Here is a 21,544-nt window from a genome sequence, read left to right as displayed (position 1 = left end):
AAGATGAGTATTAAATTATCAGCATCAGATTTAAAAAAATTAAACTCTAAAAAGGGATTAATTACTCTATTATCAAAAGAACCCTTAAATATTGATAAAGCATTACGATATATCAATTATGAGAAAAGATTAAAAAAATTACAGACAGAATTAATTAGGTTACAAACATGGGCTATTAAGAATGAAGAACGAATAATAGTTGTTTTTCAAGGTAGAGATGCAGCAGGTAAAGGTGGGGCAATTAGAAGAATTACAGAAAGAATTAACCCCAGATTTATGAGGATTGTTGCATTACCTAAACCTAGTAAAGATGAACAAAGTCAGTGGTATTTTCAACGCTATGTAAATCAACTACCAAAAGCAGGTGAAATGGTTTTTTTTGATAGAAGTTGGTATAATAGAGCAGTTGTAGAACCTGTAAATGGTTTTTGTACTCCAGAAGAATATCATATTTTTATGAATCAAGTGAATGATTTTGAAAGAATGATTTTAGAATCTGGTATTCATTTAGTTAAAATTTATATGTCTATTTCTAAAAAAGAACAAGCCAAACGCTTTGAAGAAATACAAAGTGATCCTTTAAAACAATGGAAAATGACAAAATTAGATAAGAAAGCTCAAGGTTTATGGGATCAATATACAGAGTATAAAAATGCAATGTTCGAGAAAACTAATACAAAAATTTCTCCATGGAAAATTATACGAGCAAATAGAAAAACAGAAGCTAGAATTAATGTCATAAACCACATATTAGATAGAATTCCTTATGATAAAGATTTAGAGATTTAGTATGTAATAAATGTAATTTAGAGTAATGAAAAATTCCCCAAAAAGCGTAATACTTTTTTTCTCATTTTTTATTCAAATTTTATCAGCTCAAGTTGCTCCTACAGCCAATGATGATAATATTTCTATAGAATCTAACACATCTCTTGCAGTAAATGCACCAGGAGTTTTAGCTAATGATACAGACCCAGATGCAGGAGATGTACTAACTGTTACAGAATTCTCTATAAATAGTAATAGCTTTGCTTCTGGAGAAACAGTAAACCTCACAGAAGGAGATTTTACATTAGCTTCAGACGGAAGTTACACTTTTAATCCTGCTCAAAATTATACAGGAAATTTGCCTCCAATTATCTATACTATTACAGATGGAACTTTTACAAGTTCTGCAAGCTTAAATATTTCTGTCTTATCACAACCACCCACAGCTGTAGATGATGCTAATTCTACAGAAATGAATAGTTTATTATCTGTAAATGCACCAGGAGTTTTAGTTAATGATACAGACCCTGAAGGAGATGCACTTGTTGTGACCACTTTTTCTATAAATGGAGTTAATTTTGTTGCTGGAGAAACCGCAAGTTTTCCTGAAGGAGTTCTTACAATTCGTTCAGATGGGAGTTATACTTTTAATCCTAGACAAAACTACACAGGAGATTTCCCAGTTGTAACTTACAGTATTTCTGATGCAACTTCAACAGCTTCAGCCAACTTAAGATTAATAATATTCGAAACTACGACCAATTTATTAAATGTAGAATCTTTTAGTAGCTGTAATCAAGGATATACACAAAATGGAGAATATAAAGTTAATTACAGTATCGCAATTAGAAATACCAGTATTTCAACAGGAAATCATCCCTCAAGCCTTCTTACAAACATAGATTTAACCAATAATTTAAGAACTACTTTTGGTAATGATTGTGTATTAAGAGTAGATCAAGTAGCTATAAGAAACGATAACTTTGTACCAGATTATTTAAATAATCCATATCCAAGAGAGTTTACTAATTCAGCTATAAACCCTGATTTTTTGAGTCTAAATTCTACAACATTTTTTGATGCAACAGCTACTTCAAATTTAGTTTTATATCCAAGACAAGCAGTTTATGTTGATTTTTGTGTAACAATTAACCCCTTTTGTAATGGAAGACCAAACCCTACACCATCAGGTTCTGGTATAGATTTTACAAATAATATTAATGTAACATCAAATAATGGTAATGACTCAAGCACTTTAACACTAACAGATTTTCATACTACAGAAACAGTTGTAGCAGCTGGTCTGCACGTTCCAGAGTTTAATAATGATCAGTTAAACCCTCCAGGAGTAATAAACCCTGATGGAACTTATGATTATGTAAATACTTTAATCATTACAAATGAAGGAGCTACAACTGCCAATAATATTAATTTTAATATGGGTTTAGGAGATTTTCTAGACAATGGAATTACATTTAGTGAAATAAGGATAACACAAGTTTCAGGGCCATCAGTTGCTATTAGTAATACTTATGATGGTGATACAAATACACAATTATTAGCACCCAATAACTCTCTTGATGCTGGGCAAACTATTACTTTAGAATTGTTTTATTTAATAGAGCCATATAACAGTACTAGATATAGCTTTTTTAATCAGATAAATTTAACACAAACACAGGGAATTTTAGATGGTTTTGATGAAACCACAGCTAATAATAAAAAATATTTCTCTTATGTCACTTGGTCTGATAATTTAGGAAATCATACAGATAGGTACTACTATGCAGATTCCCAAACAGCAAATATTTCATCAATAAACCAATGTAATTGTAGAACTTCCGGAATGCGATTTTTATTTATTTCTTCTACAACTACCAACAAATCGATTTCAGATGTTAAAAAAGTACCCAATGGTATTTTAGAACATGAAGAGGTCACATTTCAAATTACTGTAGAAAATACGAGTGAATCTGTACAATTACAAAATTTGCAAATAGAAGATGACCTAAATAATATTTGTAATGGAAATATTATATCTGTTAGTACACCTATCATACAAAACTCCACAGCAACAATAACTCCAACATTAAATAGTAGTTTTGATGGAATATCTAATTTCAATATTTTTGATGGCTCATCTGGGTTATTAAAAATAAATGAAACCATCACAGTTCAATTTACTGTTTTGTTTAATGAAACCTGTAGAGGAGCTAATACAGCAACTTTTACATCTACAAACCCTTTAAATGTTATTGTAAGATCCTCAAGTTCTGTTACTATTGACGCATCAACTGACACAGATAACGATGGTATTCCAAATGACATAGACATAGATGATGATAATGATACTATTACAGATTTACTTGAGTCTGGTGGATTAGATCCTTTAGCTGATGATGATGCAGATTTTATACCCAATTATAGAGATACAGATTTTGGAGTAGATACCAATGCAGATGGTATAGTAGATATTTTCGATTTTGATAACGATGGTGTACCAAATCATTTTGATTTAGATAGTGACAATGATGGTATTTTAGACATTGTAGAAGTAGGTAATATTGCATCAGACACTTCTAATAATGGTAGAACCAATGGTAGTATTGGTTTTAATGGATTAGACAATACTAAAGAAACCAACGATTCTTCGACTGCTACTATAAATTATATCCTACCAAATACAGATGCAAATGGCAATGCTAATTTTCTTGATATAGATGCAGATGATGATGGTATTGTAGATAATATTGAAGCTCAACCAACAAGTACATACATAACTACAAATAGTATTTTTTCTAATGATGGAATTGATACAGCTTACCCTAATGGATTATCTCCAGTAGATTCTGATAATGATTCAATTGCTGATTATATAGACACAAATTCAGATAATGATACTAGAGATGATATTATTGAAGGGTGGGATGTAAATAGTGATGAAATCCCAGAAACAGTTCCAACCAATTTAGATATAGATAATGACGGTTTAGATGATGCTTTTGATACTGATGATACTATTGTAAACCCAACAAATAATCAAACCCCATTAAGTTTTCCAAATTTTGATAATGCAGACACTCCAGAAAGAGACTGGCGAGAAATACTAGCAGTTGTGGTTTTAATAACAAATGACACTAAAACTGAAAGTGAAGAGTTTGTTTTTAATATCACTTTAGTTACAAAAAATGACAATTCAATACTAATAGAAAGTGCAACTCCTATAAGTATCAGTTTCTCAACTTCTGATGGTACAGATACTACAAATACTTTTGAAGAAGCTACTGCACCTTTTGATTACATACCAGTATCAAATACTATATTAACTATCCCTGCACTAACAAATACATCAGAATTTAGAATAACATCATTAGAAGACCCAATTTCAGAGTTAACAGAATTATTCACATTAAATGGAACAATAACAACTAATAATACAATTAATGCTAGTGTAAAAGCCACAGCCTCTATTTTAGACAACGATGCATTACCATCAATAACTATGAATAATTCTAGAGAAGATGAAGGTGTAGATTTGGCTCACACAATAACTTTAAGTCATCCCAGTTCTAGACCTACATTAATTGATATAAAAACAGAAGACCTTACTGCAATAAGTCCAGAAGATTATACCACAATTTCTCAAACTATAGATATTAGAGAAACTGTAGATCCAAATAATGCAAATACAGAGATTTCATTCTACATTAGTTCTAATTTAGATAATTTAAACGAGTTAGATGAAGAAGTTGTAAATGTATCAGGTATAGTTACATCTAGCAATATTGGCAATCAAGATTTAACAAAAACTGCTACAATTTTAGATGTAGACCCTAATCCTTTACTCGAAATAAATAATGCAGAAACTACTGAAGGTGGAGTGCTAGAATTTACTATTAACTTATTAAATGCTAGTTCTCAACCAATGCAAAACTACTTACCCATAAGTATAAGTTTAGAAACGATTGATAACACTACAACTGCCAATCAAGATTATGAATCGGTTTTAAAACCTGTAATAATACCAGCATTATCATCAACTATAACATCAACTGTAAAAACAATAGACGATAAATTAAATGAAGATTCAGAGTTATTATTTCTACAAGTCAATATCAACTCTTTATTTGTTTCGAATACTTCATCGCCAAGAGGAGAAGGTAAAATAAAAGATAATGACTATCCTAACTTATTTTCACCAAATGGAGATAATAGAAGTGATTTTTTTGAAATTTCTGGTATAGAAGATTTTCCTAATTTTAAACTCACTATTTTTAATCGTTTAGGGAATCAAATATACAATTACAGTAATAATGGTAGAACAAATCCTTTATGGTGGGATGGAACTTACAAAGGGAAACCTGCACCAGTAGGTGTATATTTTTACACACTAGATTTTAATGATGGGATAACAAAACCAATTTCTAATTTTATACAATTAATAAGATGATGTTTAAAATTAGAACACAATATTTTTTGTTAGTGATTGTAGCTTTTACATCATTAAAAATGAATAGTCAACAAGTGCCAAATTATACGCAGTATTTATACAATATGCAAGTAGTTAACCCAGCTTTTGTTGGGTATAGAGCCGAATTGAGTATGTCTTTACTATCTCGTGAGCAGTGGGTTGGCTTACCAGGAGCACCAACAACAAGAACATTTTCTATTAATGGAAGGACAAGAAAAGGATTAGGCATTGGAGCAACAGTTGTAAATGATAAAATAGGATTAACAGAAACTACCAATGTAAATGCAGATGTTTCTTTTACATTAATTACTTCTAGATATAGTAGATTAGCCTTTGGCTTAAAAGGAGGTGTAAATTTCTTCACTAATAATTTAGCAAACGCAGTTACTGTGGATAATGAAGTTTATAACTCATTAAATGGTAGATTTTTTAATATAGGTTTTGGAGCAGTATTTTACAATAGAAATTTTTATGTTGGGCTTTCTGTACCTCATTTGTTAGAAACCCCACAATTCTATATTCAAGATAGAAATGTACAAGGTAGAATAGCTCAAAACACTAACATATTTTTATCATCTGGTGCATTATTTGAGTTAACTGATAAAATTTTATTTAAACCAACTACTATGATTAGATACACTGCAAGTCAGCCAATATCTATTGATTTTAATGCAAATATTTTATATAAGGAAATTATAGAAGCAGGTTTGTCTTATCGCTATCAAAACTCAATAAGTGCATTATTTGCTTTAATTATTAAGAAAAAATATAGAGTGGGATATTCTTATGATTACAAAACTACAAATGTATTAGGTAATTTAAATACTCATGAAATTATACTTCATTTTGATTTTGATTTTCAAAGAAATACAAGGTGGTTACGTCACAACAAATGCTATTTTTAGAATAGCAACTATTTCTTAATAATTAAGAAAGCATTTTTTTAACTTTATTAAAAATGAAGTAAATTTCTCCAGCAATCTGCCTATTTGTATTTAAATAAACTTTTTCAAATTCACTTGTGCCATCAGATACTTTAGGATCTACAAAAGGCAAATGAAAACGATGTGTAGCTTCAGGAATAAATGGGCAGTTCTTATCAGCATTGTTACAAGTTGTAATTGCCATATATGGCTCTAAATTATCTTTATGACTGAATAATTTAGAAAATCCATAGATAGATGCTCTACTACCGTCAAAACTAATTTCATAAGTTGGGTTTTGGTGGTTAAAATCAACAACATGAAAATAAAACCCTACTTTCTGTAAAGTTTTTACAGTATTTCTAAAAAAAGCGGTTACTTCTGTTCCACCAGAAAAAGCCTTAATATTTAAATTAAAATAATGGGCAGCATAAAAACCCCAAACTTGCCCAAGTTGACTTCTCCTTGAATTATGAGTACAAATAAAATTAAGATGCACAATTTCATTAGTGGTATATTCTTTTGCTATAGTTTCAGCAATTTTTAATAACTGAATCTTTCTATTTTCTGTTAATGTTATTTTTTTAACAGCAGATTCAAAGAAATTTTTAGTAGAAATTGTTTGAGTTTTAATCATATTCGTAATTTTGAACAAAAGTAAGTCAATAGAATATTTTTTTAAATTAAAATAAAGTTAAGAATGCGTTTAGAAATTGGTAATAAAGTAGCTGTTTTAGATGATGTTCTTAAAGGTAAGGTTATCAAAATTAATAATAATGAAGTTTTAATAGAAGCAGAAGATGGTATGATGTATAGCTTTGATGAATCTGAATTGGTTAAAATTGGTATAGAACAAAAAGAACTCTCTAAATATTCAGATATTAACAATCCGCTTTTAAAAGAGAAGAAAAGTTTATACCAACCCAAAAATAATCTTTTTAAGAAAGATAAAAATGAGGTTATCTTAAAAGTTGACTTACACATAAATCAATTAGTAAAATCTACAAGAAATTTAGATAATTACGACATGTTGAATATTCAGTTAGATACTGCAAAACAAAAGATTGAATTTGCTATACAAAAAAGAATTTCTAAAGTTGTATTTATACATGGAGTAGGAGAAGGAGTTTTAAAATCTGAACTACAAAGACTGTTGAATAAATATCCTGTAAGATATTATGATGCTTCTTATAAAAAATATGGTTTGGGTGCTACTGAAGTTTATATTTATCAAAATGGTTTTTAGTTGTATTTTTGTTTTATGAAAACTGTATATTTAGATAATGCTGCCACCACAAAAATTGATGAAGAAGTTTTAGAATTGATGTATACTTCAATGAAAGAAAACTTTGGGAACCCTTCTTCTACACATCAATTTGGCAGAAAAGCAAAATCAGCAGTTGAAACAGCCAGAAAAAATATAGCAAAACAATTTAATGTTTCTGCTAGTGAAATTGTGTTTACTGCTGGTGGCACAGAAGCAGATAATTTAATCTTAAATAATGCAGTTTTTAATTTAGGAGTTCAACGAATTATTACCTCAAAAATTGAACACCATGCAGTTTTGCACCCTTGCGAATATTTAAAAGATAACAAAAATATTAAACTAGAGTTTTTAAATATTGATGAACTTGGGAATATTGATGTACACCATTTGAAAGAATTATTAGCAAATTCAAAGAGTAAAACATTGGTAAGTTTACTATTTATCAACAATGAAATAGGTAATTTTTTACAGGTTGAAGAGGTGTGTAATTTGGTGAAAAAATATGATGCTCTGTTTCATTCAGATACAGTACAAGTAATTGGGCATTATCCTTTAGATTTACAAAAAACACCTATTGATTTTATTACAGCAAGTGCACATAAATTTCATGGACCAAAAGGAGTTGGCTTCGCCTATTTTAAAAAAGGCTTTGGAATTTTACCTATGTTTTTTGGTGGAGATCAAGAAAGAGGAGCTAGGTCTAGTACAGAAAATGTGCATGGTATTTTAGGTATGGATAAAGCCTTACAAATTGCAATTGATAACCTAGATAATGATAAAAAGTATATTGAAAATTTAAAGAAATATTTTGTTACAGAATTACAAAAAATCAACCCTGAAATTGACTTTAATGGGCTTTCAAATGATTTACAGAAAAGTTCTTACACTATTTTAAATGTTCGTTTTCCTGTAAAAAATGACATGTTCTTATTTAGTTTAGATATGAATGGTATAGCTGTTTCTGGAGGTTCTGCTTGCCAAAGTGGAAGTAATAAAGGCTCTCATGTATTATCAGAAATTTTAAATAATGATGAGTCAGATAAAACTTCTGTTCGGTTTTCTTTCTCTAAATACACAACACAAAAAGATATAGATTATACTTTACGAAAAATAAAAGAGCTACTCTAAAAGTAGCTCTTTTGCAATAATTCAAATTTACAATTTATTAAAAACCAGTTCCTGGTGATTCAGGGCTTTGTGCTTGTGCTTTTTGTGGGTTTAATATCATGTAAGTACCTAATGCAGTTAATGCTGCATATTTACCGTAATTACCTATTTTTTTAATAGCTTCTTTACGTGTAATATCTTGTTCTGTATCTCTATTGTTGTTTATATCGTTTTTCATGGTGTGTTTAAATTTTAAAAGTTAATGCTTATTCTAAAACAATTTTCTTATTTAATTTTCCTTTTTCACTCTCTAACTGAACAATATAAACGCCAGTAGATAATTGAGGTAATGCAACATCATGCACACCATTAGAATTGAAATTTGTATTTAAAACTTGCTTTCCTAAAATAGTAAACAACTTAATATTAGACCTTCCTTGAGATAAACCAGTAACTCTTAATGTTGATTTGTTAGTTGTATAAAAACTAACATTATCTAAATTAGTAGTACTTGTGCTTAATGCAGAAGATTTTGCATGCATATAAAACCTACCAATACCATCTAAAGCATTATTTAAAGTAACTTTGTATTCGCTATTGGCTTCATCTAACCTAGTAAAAGTGTTGGTTTCTCTATCTTCTAAAAATACTTTAATACCAGAAGGTAAATTTAATGCTTCTGCAGTAAAAGTGATTTCTAGACCTGAATCTGCTTTAATACCAATAGGAATTATTTGATTTTCAAAATCAATAGGTAAAGCTTGCTTCATAAAATTAACTCCTTTATCATCACTTATTAAATGAGTGTAAATACTAAAAGAAGAAGCTACTCCGTTAAATGTTCCTATATCAAATCTTGGATCTAAACCAGTTGTTTTATCAGCTAAATAATTAATTTCAGTAGAACTTATTTTTTTATCTTGAGATAATGTTAGGTTAATTGAAGTAGTATTATTCTTATAAAATGTGATTCCAGATTGATGCTCTAACATATCTTGATTAATAGCTAAAGAGGTACTTGCTACATTAGAGTTTACAAAGAAACCTTGTCCAGGATGAATGAAACCTGTTGTAATAGCACTATAACCTGCACCACCTGCTTTATTATTATCCCAAACATAAATTGCTTCTCTACTGTCTTCTAAAGCTGTAGCATTAGCAGCTAGTCCTAATAAATCAGAAACGTTTATATAAGATGGAAAAGGATTACCAATTAATGTCCATCTATTCTCATTAGCACCACCAATGTCATTTGCAGTAATTGTAGGTGATGCACCATCTACTTTAATAGTTCCTGCAAAAGCAATATCAGAGCCTATTGCATCTCTTTTGATAGAATACCCTTGAGCAGTATTAAACGTACCTGAAGCACCATCAGTCACATAGGTCCAATCTCCATCAGAATCAGTTGTATTTATGTAAGTAGCTATACCTACGTTTGTACCAGAATCAGTAGTGTTATCAATTAAATTATCATCTACCCAAGCAGTATTATATCCTTCTCCTTCAACAGGGCTAGATAATAAATGCCAATTCATATCATTAACATTTGTTCTATAAGTCATTGTACCTGCAAAAGTTGAGTTAGTAATTAATGAAGCACCAGATTCTAAAATTCCTTTATTTATAGTTACAGCACCAGCTGCTGTTGGTTGGTTGGTAACCATTGGTATATAAACATTATGTGTTGAAGTTGGTACACCTTCAGTCCAGTTTGTAGCAGTTGCCCAATCTGTATCAGTTGTACCTGTCCAAGTATTTGGGTAACTTCTATCACCTGTAAAAGTGATAGCAGAAGGATTGCCTGGGTTACCACCTGCAATACCATCACCAATTGCTTCATCAGATCTAAAAGCATTTCCCTGATTTAAGTAAGTAGCAACAAATTTAAAATTATTTAAAGCTGTAGTTCCTATTTCTGAAAAATCTGCATCAAATGTATAGGTTGCAGATGAAGTATTATTATTTGGAGATACATTTACAGATTGTATAAAAGTATGAGAACCAGTAGCTTCTAATTCCCATAAGCCACCAAATTGAATTCCATTAACATTAATAGCTATTGCATAATCCGCAGTAAAACCTGCAGGAAAATCCACTTGCGCTCTATTTGTGCCATCAAAACCAGAAATAGCTTTTCTTAAATCATCACCTGTATCATCAAAAGTAGAGGTGTTACCAAAACCTCCAGTTTTTGAATCAATGTAAATAACTATTGCATCGTTAAAAGTACCTGCACCTCTGTTTAAAGTAAATGTTATTGTTGTTCCATCATCATTTATATCTAAACTACCAGTTGAACCAAAAACATCTCCAAAGCCTGAATTCCCATTTCCTGGATAATTGACTTGAGCTTGAATTGCAAAGCAAAAAAGCAAGCTTAAAATTGTTAAAAAATAATTTTTTTTCATTTTTAAATTTTTAAAAGATTAGTTAATAATTAATTTTTTGGTAACAATTTTGTTAGAGGAGTTTTTAATTTTTACAAAATAAATACCAGTATTTAAATCAGTTACAGAAAATTGATTAGAATTTATATCATTTTTTGTAAACACTTTAATTTGTTTTCCTGTGATATCAAAAAGAGAAACTTCGTTCACTTCTTTAGAAATAGAGAAGTTTTGTGAAGCAGGATTTGGATATATTTTTAATAAATTATTTATCAAAGCAGTATTATCAGTAGAAAGTGTTGCTTTTTGATTTCCAAATATTTTAAATTCACCAGGTTGTAACACAATAGAACCAGCTGAATAGGTTGTATTTCCTGTTTCGTCCATTAAATCTACCCAATCTCCAGCAATAGGAAAATTAGTGTTTACAGATTGTGAAACCACATCAAAATTAGCTAGTACTATTACATTTCTTAATTCAGTTGTGGCAATATTTGTATTAAAAATATCGATTCTTGGCGTAAGTGTTCCAGAAGAAATTGTGTAATCTCCTTCAAAAACATCTTCATTAATCTTTAAAGCGTTTATCCTAGCCCAATCCTTATAAATTTGTTTTCTGTTAGCTTCTGTAAGCCAATTATTTGTCCATTGAGGTTGTGCCTTCGTATCTAACTTACAACCATCATTATCATAACTTCCATCAGGACAGGTAAATATTGAAATATCCATGCCCAAATCACCAAAATGCCATATCATTTTTGGACCTGGAATCGTTAGTGTAACAGCACCTAAAGCAGACATTCTTGATAAAGCAGTATTCAAATCTCTGACATTATGAGAAGCAGTTGAATTATTACCAAATGCTACATTTTTATACATTAAACGTTCTTCATCATGGCTTTCTGCATAACCTAGTAATCTTGGCTGATTGAAGCCTCTACTTTTATGCCCCATTCTGTTAAAGTTTTTATTGCCAGAAGTACCCATAGTAAGCTCATTATACTCATTAGTCATTTTACCCCACATCATAATTCCGTCTTTATAATTTGCCCATTGTTGTTCTTCGTTATCAGAACCTAAATGTTCAAAAATCACATAATGGTTTGGGTCTAAACTCCAAGCATAATCTGCATATTGCTGTAAAATAGTAACTCTATCTTGTTGATAAGAATTGGTACAGCCTTCATCACTTCCAGAACAGTTTTGAGTAAAACCTTTAGTTAAATCCCATCGAAAACCATCAATTTTAAAATCTTCGATCCAATGTTTTATAACACGTTCTGTGTAGTAATTGGTAATAGGATTTGTGGTATCGTTACTGCTAGCTCCAGGATCATTTGGTAATTCTGCTGTATGGCTAAAATCATAACCAACATTATAACTATGTTTTGAGTTTACATTAAAATATGGATTTTCTGAATTAGGATTTCCCCAACCATCATTATCTGGATCATCCATCCACATTCTAACCATCGGATTTCTACCAAAAGCATGATTTAAAACCACATCTAAAATAATAGCAATTCCATTTTGATGACATAAATCGATAAATTCTTTTAATTTATTTTCAGTTCCATAAAATTTATCTAAAGCTAAATGAAAAGAAGTATTATAACCCCAACTTTCATTGCCTTCAAATTCCATAATTGGCATTAAATGAATTGCATTTATATTTAAATTTTTAAAATAATCAATTCTATCTATTAAATCTTGATAATTTCTATTTGCATCAAAATCTCTAATTAATACTTCATAAACTACTAAATCTTCTTTTTTAGGTTTCTGAAAATTGGTAACCTGCCAATTGTAAGGAGTTTGCCCTGTTTGTAAAACGGTTACTTCTCTTTCTTGTCCTTGAGGGTATGCAGGTAAATTTGGATAAGTTGTTGCAGAAATCCAAGGATCATCAAAAGGAGATAATACTAAAGTAGAAAATGGATCTGCAGTTTTTACTAAAGTTGGAGAATTAACCATAGGTGTTTGATCGTAAACCCAATATTGATAAGTCTCAATTTTATTTGCAGTTAATCCATCGATTTCTAACCAAAATTTTCCTGAAGTAGGGTCTTGTTTCATAACATCAGCTCCAGTAGGAGTGTAGTTGTTAAAACTACCAGCTACTTGAACAAAGTCTTTTCCTGGAGCATTTAACACTAAAATAGCTTTTGTATTATCAGCTGGATAATTTATACCATCTTCCATTCCTGCTGGTAAAGCTTCTTGAGTTACACTTGGTGCAACTAAAACATTCAGTTTTGCCTCACCAGTTTGGGTTTGATTTGGAGCAGGAGGAGTACCTACTATTCTTATTTCTCCACTTTGGGTAATATTATTGATTGTTCCTGTACAAGTAGGGAAACCACAATTAAAAGTTCCTTGCGATACGTTGTTATAAAAGATTTCAATAGTACCTTGTACTGTTGAAGTTCCTTGAAAATCTATTGTAGCACTTAAAGAAAGGTTATCTCCAGAATTTACGATAACCAAATCGCTAGAAGGATTGGTAATATTTATTTGAACAGATCCAATAGGAAATATAAAATCTGCACAGCCATTATCCTTTAATTCTTCAGAGCCATCTGCATTTCTAAAAACCATACCAATTTGTGCAGCATTATCTATTTGGTTTTGTGTAAGAGTAAAATAGGTTTGTGGAGTTATGGTAATACTAAACGTACCATCATTGTTTGACGTCATTTCTCCAACTCCATCATCTTGTCCCCAGTTACCAACTACATTAAAGCCAAAAGCGTTAGATTTGTCTCCAATACCAGCATGCATATATACTTTTGTAGGATTATTAAGTCCATTACAGTTACTAGCAGTACTATTTACATCAACAGTAATAGTTACTGGTTGATTCATTTCTATAGCACTAACGTTAAGTGAAACTTGGGCATTTGAAAAAAATGAACCACAAGTAACCAATAAAAAAAATAAAATTTTTTTCATAAGCAAGAGATTAAAAAAAGGCTATACAAATTTGTACAGCCTTTATGTTACTAGTTTAATGTAATTGTTTTATTTACAGTATCAACTGTTAATGTAAAAGTACCAGGAGTTCCAATAAATCTAAAATTATTGTCTCCATCTAAAGCATCTTCAAAGTTAGCATCAATCGTATAACCCTCGCCAACATAATGAGGATGATTTAAGCCAGAACTCCAATTATCTTTTTCTGTAAAAAATCTAAATGCATCATTAGCAAAAGTTACTTGACCAGAATATACTCCAGCACCAGTACATGGTAATGAAACTGGGGTAGCCCAGCCCCAACCAGCATCAGGAACACCAGCACCAACTAACCAAAGTTGATCTAAATCACAAAGTGAAATTTTTGGGCCTAACTCAATTGTTTTATTAACAGTATCTATGGTTAAACCATATTCACCTGGAGTACCTGTAAATTTAAAGTTGTTATCACCATCAAGAGCATCTTCTAAATCTGAATCTATAGTATAACCATCGTTAGCGTAAAATGGGTGATTTCTTCCAGAACCCCAATCATCTTTTGTGGTAAAAAACCTAAAAGCATCATTTGTTAAGTTAATGTTACCTTGATAAACCCCTGTACCTGTACAACTAATTTTTATAGGCGAATTCCAGTTCCAGCCTGCATCTACAGCACCAGCACCAACTACCCATAGTTGATCAAAATTACAATTTGGGCCAACCACTGGAGGTCCTAAAGTAATAGTTTTTGCATCTGTATCAATTTCTATAAAATACTCACCTTCAGTACCTACAAAAAGAAAATTATTATCACCATCCATTGCATCTTCAAAATTACTGTCTATGGTATAACCTCTATCTTTAAAGTAAGGAAAGTTATAGCTTGGTGAAGCCCACTCAAGAGTCTTATCAGTAAAAAATCTAAAGTTACCACCATTGTTTGGGGTCAATTTAATATTACCAGACCATTTTTTTCCTTGAAGTAATAATTCAACAGGAGAAGTCCAACCCCAACCAGCATCAACAGCACCAGCACCAACAACATAAAGAGCAGGAGGTAAAGCAAAATCTACAGGCGTTACAGATATTGTGTTTGTATTTGAGTAAACCTCTACAGTATTACTACCATCAATAAAGGAAGCTTTAATTCTAATATCTAAATCACCAGATTCTTCAATTATTAATCCAGCACTTAAGGCTAAATCATTTAATTGCAGTGTTGTCCAAGAAATAGAAGTAGCATCTTCTACAATACCACCACTAACTATGGTTGCAAAATTTGTGCCTGCTAACGCAGCTTCTATTGAAAAAGTAATTGATTTACTTGATTCATTTGTGTAAGACCAAGATACTGTTGCAATTTCATCATCTTGTTTGTCAGTTTCTAATATAAAACTATCTCCAGTTGTAGGTGTCAGTAATTGTGGTGCAGCAACAGGAATTGTTGTAGATAATATTTTAAAACTTATCCAATTTGTAGTTGCTGTATCTTTAGATATTCTTAAATATAATGTGTTGGAAGTTAACCCATTAATACCTAAAGCTACTAATCCTGTATTTAAATCATTAAATGTAATTGTATAATTTTTTTCTGAAACAGATGCAATATCAGTCATATTAGCAAACTCATCATCATTAGACATTTGTAATGTGTAGTCTCCTGATGTGTTAGAGAAATCTTCCCAAGTAAGTCTTAATGCTTCTGACGCTTCATCATAATTAGAATTTATAATTACAGTACCAATCTGTGGATTATTTAATGTAAAATCGGTTCTAGGTGTTATTGTAAGTTCATTTTCCTCTTCACAAGATACCATAAGAATGGTTAGTAAAAGAAGGCTAAATTTTAATATTTTTTTCATTTTATAAGGTTTTAAAATGTTGGAATTATCATATATTCTCCAGTAAGATCATTAAACCAAATGTTATAATTTCTTTCTGTGATGGGAATATCTCCCCCATTTGGAGTTGCTTTTCCATTGAATTCTGTAGTATTTCCCCAAACACCACCATTGTTGTCAACAAAGTTAATACTGCCAGACATTAAGTCTACACCATTTGTATACCAAAGGTGAGAGTCGAAAGAAGATTGAGTTAAAGATATATCTGTAGAACTTGCTGAACCTTTAACTGTTATATCACTAAAATCTGTACTATTTGTATCGTCATAATCTTCAATCGAGAACGTTTTATTACCTACATTAAATGTAAAAGTATAATAACCATTCCCTCTTGCAGAAATATTAAATGCACTAGGATCATCAGACCTTGTTGCAGGGTTTCCAGATAATGTTGTACCATCATCTGTACCCCATTGTGGCTGCCACTGTCCTAAAAACTCTAATACTTTAAATTCATCTGCATTAAAATATCCTGTATATGAGTATTTGTTTTCATCTGCTACAGTTCTAAATAAAGGTGGATTGTTATTGTTATTATCCCAACCTGGCTGTGTAGCTGCACCTACTAAATAATAATCTTTGAATAAATATGCAAAGTAAGTAGTAACTTTCAAAACTGCAGTATTGGATACTGAACGGATATCGTCATCATTACCTAAAGAAGCAACAACTCTTACATATAAATCGCTCTCCACTTCTACTGGAAGACCTATTTTTTGTGCTGCCACATTTAATTGACTTACTGACCAAGAAATTGTTCTTTGGTTATTATTACTGAAGGTAGCAACATTTTCAAAAGTATCTGTGTTAGATATTTCGACATCGTAATTAATTGGAGTTTGAACTCCATAATCTGCTGCAGACCAAGTTAATGTTATAGCAGGATTGTCTGGTAAATTTTGTAGGTTTACTAAATTAATAGTGCTATTAGAAATTTCAGCTAATGTTGGGCTTGTTGGTAAGGAATTTACCACCAAATCGTCCCTTTCTTCTGTACAACTTAAAAAAAGTATTATAGTTGTAAAAAATAAATAATTATATAGTTTTTTCATAATAAATATGTGTTTTATTAAAAGCCAGGGTTTTGTGATAAATTAGGATTAGCTTGTAAAGCAGAAGATGGTATAGGATATAGCTTGTAAGTACTAGGTATAGAAGTACCATCTTTTACTCCACCTTTCCAAGGCCATAAATATGTATTTCCAGTAAAAAGATTAAAACGTATTAAATCTGTTCTTCTGTGTCCTTCTAAATTTAGTTCTCTAGCTCTTTCATTAATAATAAAAGGAAGTCCATTAGGACCATTACCTTGAATGTCAATAAGATTTACCAAATCTGCTTTTGCTCTACCTCTTACTAAATTCACATAGGTTAAAGCTGTATTTATATCTGTACCAGAGGCATTTTTAATAGCACATTCTGCATACATTAAATAAGCATCTGCAAGTCTAAATAAAGGAAAGTCTGTACTGGAAAAGGCAGTAGCTCCAGAACTACCTGTAGAAGATGTATTTCTAAACTTAACAGAAGGATACCCGTCTGTCCATTCTCTATAATCATTCATTTCAAAGCTATGTCCTGTTGTCCAAAATAATTTTGAACGCTCATCATTTGATGTTGATAAATCTCCATACAAACCATACCAAGCTTTTGATGAACGGTGTCCTCCCCAACCATCAGTAGCTCCAAAATCAGCTAAAGGAGTTGTATCTGCTAATAAACTTCCGTTTACGATATAAGTAGTATTTCCAAAACTTTGACTTACTTCTGCATCCGCAATTAAAGGGAAAATAATTTCAGTAGAGTTTTCGTTATCACCCGAAAAAACATCTACAAAATTTGCGTCTAAAGTGTAAGTACCCTCTGTAATAACTTTATTTGCATAGTTTGCAGCATCTGCATATCTTTCAGTACCTGTATATACTTCTGCATTGAGGTATAATTTAGCAAGTAGCATTTGTGCAGCACCTTTAGTTGCTCTACCATAAGTATTAACTGCGGGTAAAAGAGGTTCTATTGCCAATAACTCTGTTTCTATATATTCAAATAATTCTATTCTACTTGCTTCTGGTAAAGGAGTTCCTTGTCCATAGTTAATTTCAGTAGCTAATACGCCTTTGCCAAATACATCTACCAAATAAAAATATGCTAAAGAGCGTAAAAATCTTACTTCTGAAGTAATAATTTCTTTATCATTTACTTCTACATTAGGTAAAATTGTAAGAAGATTATTACATTGAGGTATCGTAAAAAATATTCTATTAAATAAATAGCGAAAGAATTTATTTTCTGAAGTCCAATTACTTGTGGTTGTTAATTGATCTAAACCATTATCTCCCCATCTATTTTTCATAGCATCAGCAGCAAAATCTTGTAGATTTACAATTCCTCTTAAAAAAGGAGATTCTCCAGCATCATCACTTATATCTGAACTTCCAGGACCATCTGCTCCTGATAAAGCAAAAGAACCGTATAATCTAGATAAAATTCCTTCTACTGCTTTAGGGTCTTGAGCTAGTAATTCTTCTAAAGAAAGCTCTATTTCTGGTTTAGTGTTTAAGTCATTTGTACAACTTAAATTTATACTATTAACAGCAAATAAGCTGAAGAGTACGATTAAAAATTTATTTTTAAGTTTTTTCATAATTCTTAATATTAAAAGTTGATATTAAAACCAAAGTTATAAACTGTAGCTCTAGGGTAAAAATTATTATCTATACCTATAAAATTTTCTGGGTCTTGACCAGAATAATTAGTAATTAAAAATGGGTTGTTAACAGCAGTGTAAATTTTTACTGTAGCATTTTTAAATATTCTATCTAGACTATGCCCCAATACAATGTTTTCACATCTTAAAAAGGAAGCATTTTCCATAAAATAATCAGAAAACTGAACTGGATCTACAATATTAGTAAAATTAGTACTTGCCTCACCTGCTGCAAAATCTAATGCATTATTAAAAAATGTACCATCTAAAGATTGAGCATTTCTAATTATACCGTTAGTAAGTTTTCTTGAGTTATAAATTTCACCATCTAATTGACCTCTAAAGCTAGCACTTAAATCCCAGTTTTTGTAATTTAAATTGAATCCAAAACCAAAAGTCCAATTAGGCTGTATTGCTCTAAAATATTTATCGTCTTCTGTAATTCTGTTATCACCATTTAAATCTGCAAAGGCACCTAATATTGGGTTTCCAGCAGTATCATATAACTGTTTGTGCACCCAGGCAGAACCTGCCTGTTGACCAACTGCATGTCTTATTAGTATATTTCCTGTACCAATAGGAATTCCTCCATCTGGTGCATTAATTTGTTCAACACCTTGAAGGTCAGTAACTTCTGTGAAATTATAAGATAAATTACTATTAAAAGCCAATCTTAAATCTTCTGTATTAATTGCATTTGCATTTAAATTTAATTCAAAACCTCTACTTTCTGTAGATCCAATATTTTGTATTACTTGATCACTTAAAGCTTGACCTGGAGGAACATTGGTAACAACTAATAAATCTGTAGTTTCCCTTTGATACACATCAAAAGAACCTGTAATTATACTAGCGTTAAAAAAATCGAAATCAACACCAATATTATAAGTTGTTGTTTTTTCCCAAGTTAAATCTGGGTTAAATTCTTTTGCATTATATAAATTAACTCCAGTTATGTATTGACTTTGTGGAGAACCAATCTCAAATAGTGGAATAGAAGGGTAAAAACCTACTTGCCCTGCTACATCCTGTTGACCTGTTTGCCCCCAACCAATTCTTAATTTGAAATCATTTACAAATTCCACATTTTTTAGAAAACTTTCTTCTTTTAATTTCCAAGCAACAGCAGCAGCAGGGAAATATCCCCATCTATTTTCTTCAGTAAAAAAAGAAGAACCATCTGCTCTAACAGATAAGGTTACTAAATATTTATCTGCTAAATTTATATTAGCTCTACCAAAAAATGACTGTAAGTTTAGTTCGTTAAAGTATCTATTGCTAGGGTTTAACGGATCTATATTTAGTTCTCTTACTCCAGTTGTAACATTATTAATATATTCTCTTTTTGTACCTTGGTTTTTAAAGTTTTGATACATATAACCACTTTGTACATCAAAACTATTTAAAAAACCTTTTTCAAATTCTTTTTTATAAGAAAGATAAGATTCCATAGTAACATTAGTTATGTCTTGATCTTCTGCAAAACTTTCGCCTGGATTAAAGATAAAAGCACCACCACCATCAGGAACTAATGTGTATGCATTTACGGCATTTTCCATAAAATTTTCTGTAATATTTGCCTTTGATGCTTCTAAACCTAAATTTACAACAGCTCTTAACTCTGGTAACCAATGTAGTTTATAATCGAATTCTAAATTTCCTAATATTCGATTTACTCTTTCTGGTCTAGTTCTTTGTTGTAATACAGCTAAAGGATTAGATCCAATTTTAGCATTTGGATCTCCAGCATCATTACTAGCTCTTCTTTGTTGATAAAAATTACCAAAAATTGAACTATTATCATAAATTGGTTTTGTTGGATCCATAGAAATAGCATTACCTAATGCAGAGCCTTCATCTACAGAATTTTTATCTACAAAAGTAGCTTTAGCATTCACATCTATTTTTAAATGGTCATCTAAAAATCGAGGAGTAAGCCTCAAAGAAGTTGTGATTCTCTCATAATCATTTGTTCTTATAACACCTTCTGTATTATTATAACCGATTGAAGCTCTCAATGGAATTTTTTTGAACAGATTAGCTCTTACACCAAAGTTAACATCACTAGAAACAGCTGTTCTATATATAGCATCTTGCCAATTTGTATTAAAAATTTCTCTTTGTACTGGGTTTCCATCACTGTCCTGTACTGTAATTATTCTACTTGGCTGGTCTGTTACAACTGAACCTACAGGAACACCTAATGCACTTAAATCATCAGAAAAATACGTATTTGCAAAATTCACAAATGTATCTCCATCCATTACTTGCACTTGATTTCTGTCACTAATAGTACTTATAGATGCTCTTGATGAAAAGGTATACTTTATACCACCAGAAGTACCTTTTTTTGTTGTAATGATTAAAACACCATTAGATGCTCTAGAACCATAAATTGCTGTGGCAGATGCATCTTTTAAAATTGAAAAGCTTTCAATATCATCAGGATTAATTAAACTTAAAGGGTTACCAACACCTGCAACTCCACCATTATCTAATGGAACACCATCAATAACAATTAATGGGGAATTATTACCAGCTAAAGAAGAACCTCCTCTAATCCTAATATTAGGAGCTGCGTCTGGCTGACCACCAGCACTTGTAATTCTTACACCAGCAGCTTTACCTTGTAATAATTGGTCTGGAGATACAATAGCACCTTGATTAAATTCTTTAGCAGAAATAACATCCACAGAACCAGTTAAATCTTCCTTTTTTACACTACCATAACCTATAACTACAATTTCATCTAATTGTTCAGAAGATTCTGCTAATGCTACTATTAAGTTGAAAGAAGTGGTTATTACAACTTCTTTATCAGCGTAACCAAGGTATCTAAAAACAAGTATATCTCCAGTCTTTACTTTCTCAAGTATAAAATTTCCGTCAAAATCTGTTTCTGTTCCTATAGTTGTGCCTTTTATTACCACACTAACACCAGGTAAAGGTTCTCCTGATGTTTGTTCTTTTACGACACCTTTTACGTTTTGCTGTGCAAACATTGTAAAAGATGTATTTAAAAGAATTCCAATTAACAATAATTTAAATTTTTTCATGT

Annotated in this window: 13 protein-coding genes; 5 read left to right on the top strand and 8 right to left on the bottom strand. The window is 30.9% G+C overall.

Features of this window, described 5'->3' with window-relative positions; translation table 11 throughout:
- Nucleotides 1-3 precede the first annotated feature (3 nt).
- From ppk2 to BTO18_RS05845, 3 genes are read left to right on the top strand one after another with little or no spacing between them, the layout of a single operon-like run.
- Nucleotides 4-789 (top strand): polyphosphate kinase 2, encoded by a 786-nt coding sequence (gene ppk2, locus BTO18_RS05855; RefSeq protein ID WP_105015334.1) that lies wholly within the window; start codon nt 4-6, stop codon nt 787-789.
- A 25-nt stretch (nt 790-814) separates the two neighbouring features.
- Nucleotides 815-5,218 carry a cadherin-like domain-containing protein gene (locus BTO18_RS05850; RefSeq protein ID WP_105015333.1) on the top strand — a complete coding sequence of 1,468 codons (4,404 nt, stop codon included), beginning with the start codon at nt 815-817 and terminating at the stop codon, nt 5,216-5,218.
- Nucleotides 5,215-6,144 (top strand): PorP/SprF family type IX secretion system membrane protein, encoded by a 930-nt coding sequence (locus tag BTO18_RS05845; protein WP_105015332.1) that lies wholly within the window; start codon nt 5,215-5,217, stop codon nt 6,142-6,144. The genes BTO18_RS05850 and BTO18_RS05845 overlap by 4 nt, the downstream gene beginning before the upstream one ends.
- Before the next feature lie 22 nt (nt 6,145-6,166).
- Here BTO18_RS05845 and BTO18_RS05840 read toward each other — a convergent pair whose 3' ends face one another.
- Nucleotides 6,167-6,799, bottom strand: a complete 633-nt coding sequence (locus tag BTO18_RS05840; RefSeq protein WP_105015331.1) for a low molecular weight phosphatase family protein — start codon at nt 6,797-6,799, stop codon at nt 6,167-6,169.
- A 63-nt stretch (nt 6,800-6,862) separates the two neighbouring features.
- Between BTO18_RS05840 and BTO18_RS05835 the strand changes: the two genes are divergently transcribed.
- Together BTO18_RS05835 and BTO18_RS05830 are read left to right on the top strand one after the other, a co-directional pair.
- Nucleotides 6,863-7,408, top strand: coding sequence for a DUF8465 domain-containing protein (locus BTO18_RS05835; RefSeq protein WP_105015330.1), 546 nt, complete (start codon nt 6,863-6,865; stop codon nt 7,406-7,408).
- A 15-nt stretch (nt 7,409-7,423) separates the two neighbouring features.
- Nucleotides 7,424-8,557, top strand: a complete 1,134-nt coding sequence (locus BTO18_RS05830; protein WP_105015329.1) for a cysteine desulfurase family protein — start codon at nt 7,424-7,426, stop codon at nt 8,555-8,557.
- A 37-nt stretch (nt 8,558-8,594) separates the two neighbouring features.
- Here BTO18_RS05830 and BTO18_RS05825 read toward each other — a convergent pair whose 3' ends face one another.
- From BTO18_RS05825 to BTO18_RS05795, 7 genes are read right to left on the bottom strand one after another with little or no spacing between them, the layout of a single operon-like run.
- Nucleotides 8,595-8,774 (bottom strand): hypothetical protein, encoded by a 180-nt coding sequence (locus tag BTO18_RS05825; RefSeq protein ID WP_105015328.1) that lies wholly within the window; start codon nt 8,772-8,774, stop codon nt 8,595-8,597.
- Between the two features lie 28 nt (nt 8,775-8,802).
- Nucleotides 8,803-10,947 (bottom strand): T9SS type A sorting domain-containing protein, encoded by a 2,145-nt coding sequence (locus BTO18_RS05820; RefSeq protein ID WP_105015327.1) that lies wholly within the window; start codon nt 10,945-10,947, stop codon nt 8,803-8,805.
- An 18-nt stretch (nt 10,948-10,965) separates the two neighbouring features.
- Complete coding sequence (locus BTO18_RS05815; RefSeq protein WP_105015326.1) at nt 10,966-13,878, bottom strand: alpha-amylase family glycosyl hydrolase; 2,913 nt, start codon at nt 13,876-13,878, stop codon at nt 10,966-10,968.
- Nucleotides 13,879-13,928: 50 nt separating this feature from the next.
- The gene (locus tag BTO18_RS05810; RefSeq protein ID WP_105015325.1) at nt 13,929-15,740 is read right to left on the bottom strand and encodes a SusE domain-containing protein; all 1,812 of its coding nucleotides are present in this window, start codon (nt 15,738-15,740) and stop codon (nt 13,929-13,931) included.
- An 11-nt stretch (nt 15,741-15,751) separates the two neighbouring features.
- Nucleotides 15,752-16,831, bottom strand: coding sequence for a SusE domain-containing protein (locus BTO18_RS05805; RefSeq protein ID WP_105015324.1), 1,080 nt, complete (start codon nt 16,829-16,831; stop codon nt 15,752-15,754).
- Between the two features lie 17 nt (nt 16,832-16,848).
- A complete protein-coding gene (locus BTO18_RS05800; protein WP_105015323.1) occupies nt 16,849-18,423 on the bottom strand; it encodes a RagB/SusD family nutrient uptake outer membrane protein in 1,575 nt (524 codons plus the stop codon).
- Between the two features lie 11 nt (nt 18,424-18,434).
- Nucleotides 18,435-21,542 carry a SusC/RagA family TonB-linked outer membrane protein gene (locus BTO18_RS05795; protein WP_105015322.1) on the bottom strand — a complete coding sequence of 1,036 codons (3,108 nt, stop codon included), beginning with the start codon at nt 21,540-21,542 and terminating at the stop codon, nt 18,435-18,437.
- Between the last annotated feature and the right edge of the window lie 2 nt (nt 21,543-21,544).

The organism is Polaribacter porphyrae (assembly GCF_002954685.1).
In the GTDB taxonomy this organism is placed as follows: Bacteria; Bacteroidota; Bacteroidia; order Flavobacteriales; family Flavobacteriaceae; genus Polaribacter; species Polaribacter porphyrae.
This window is presented reverse-complemented; position numbering and strand designations above follow the sequence as displayed.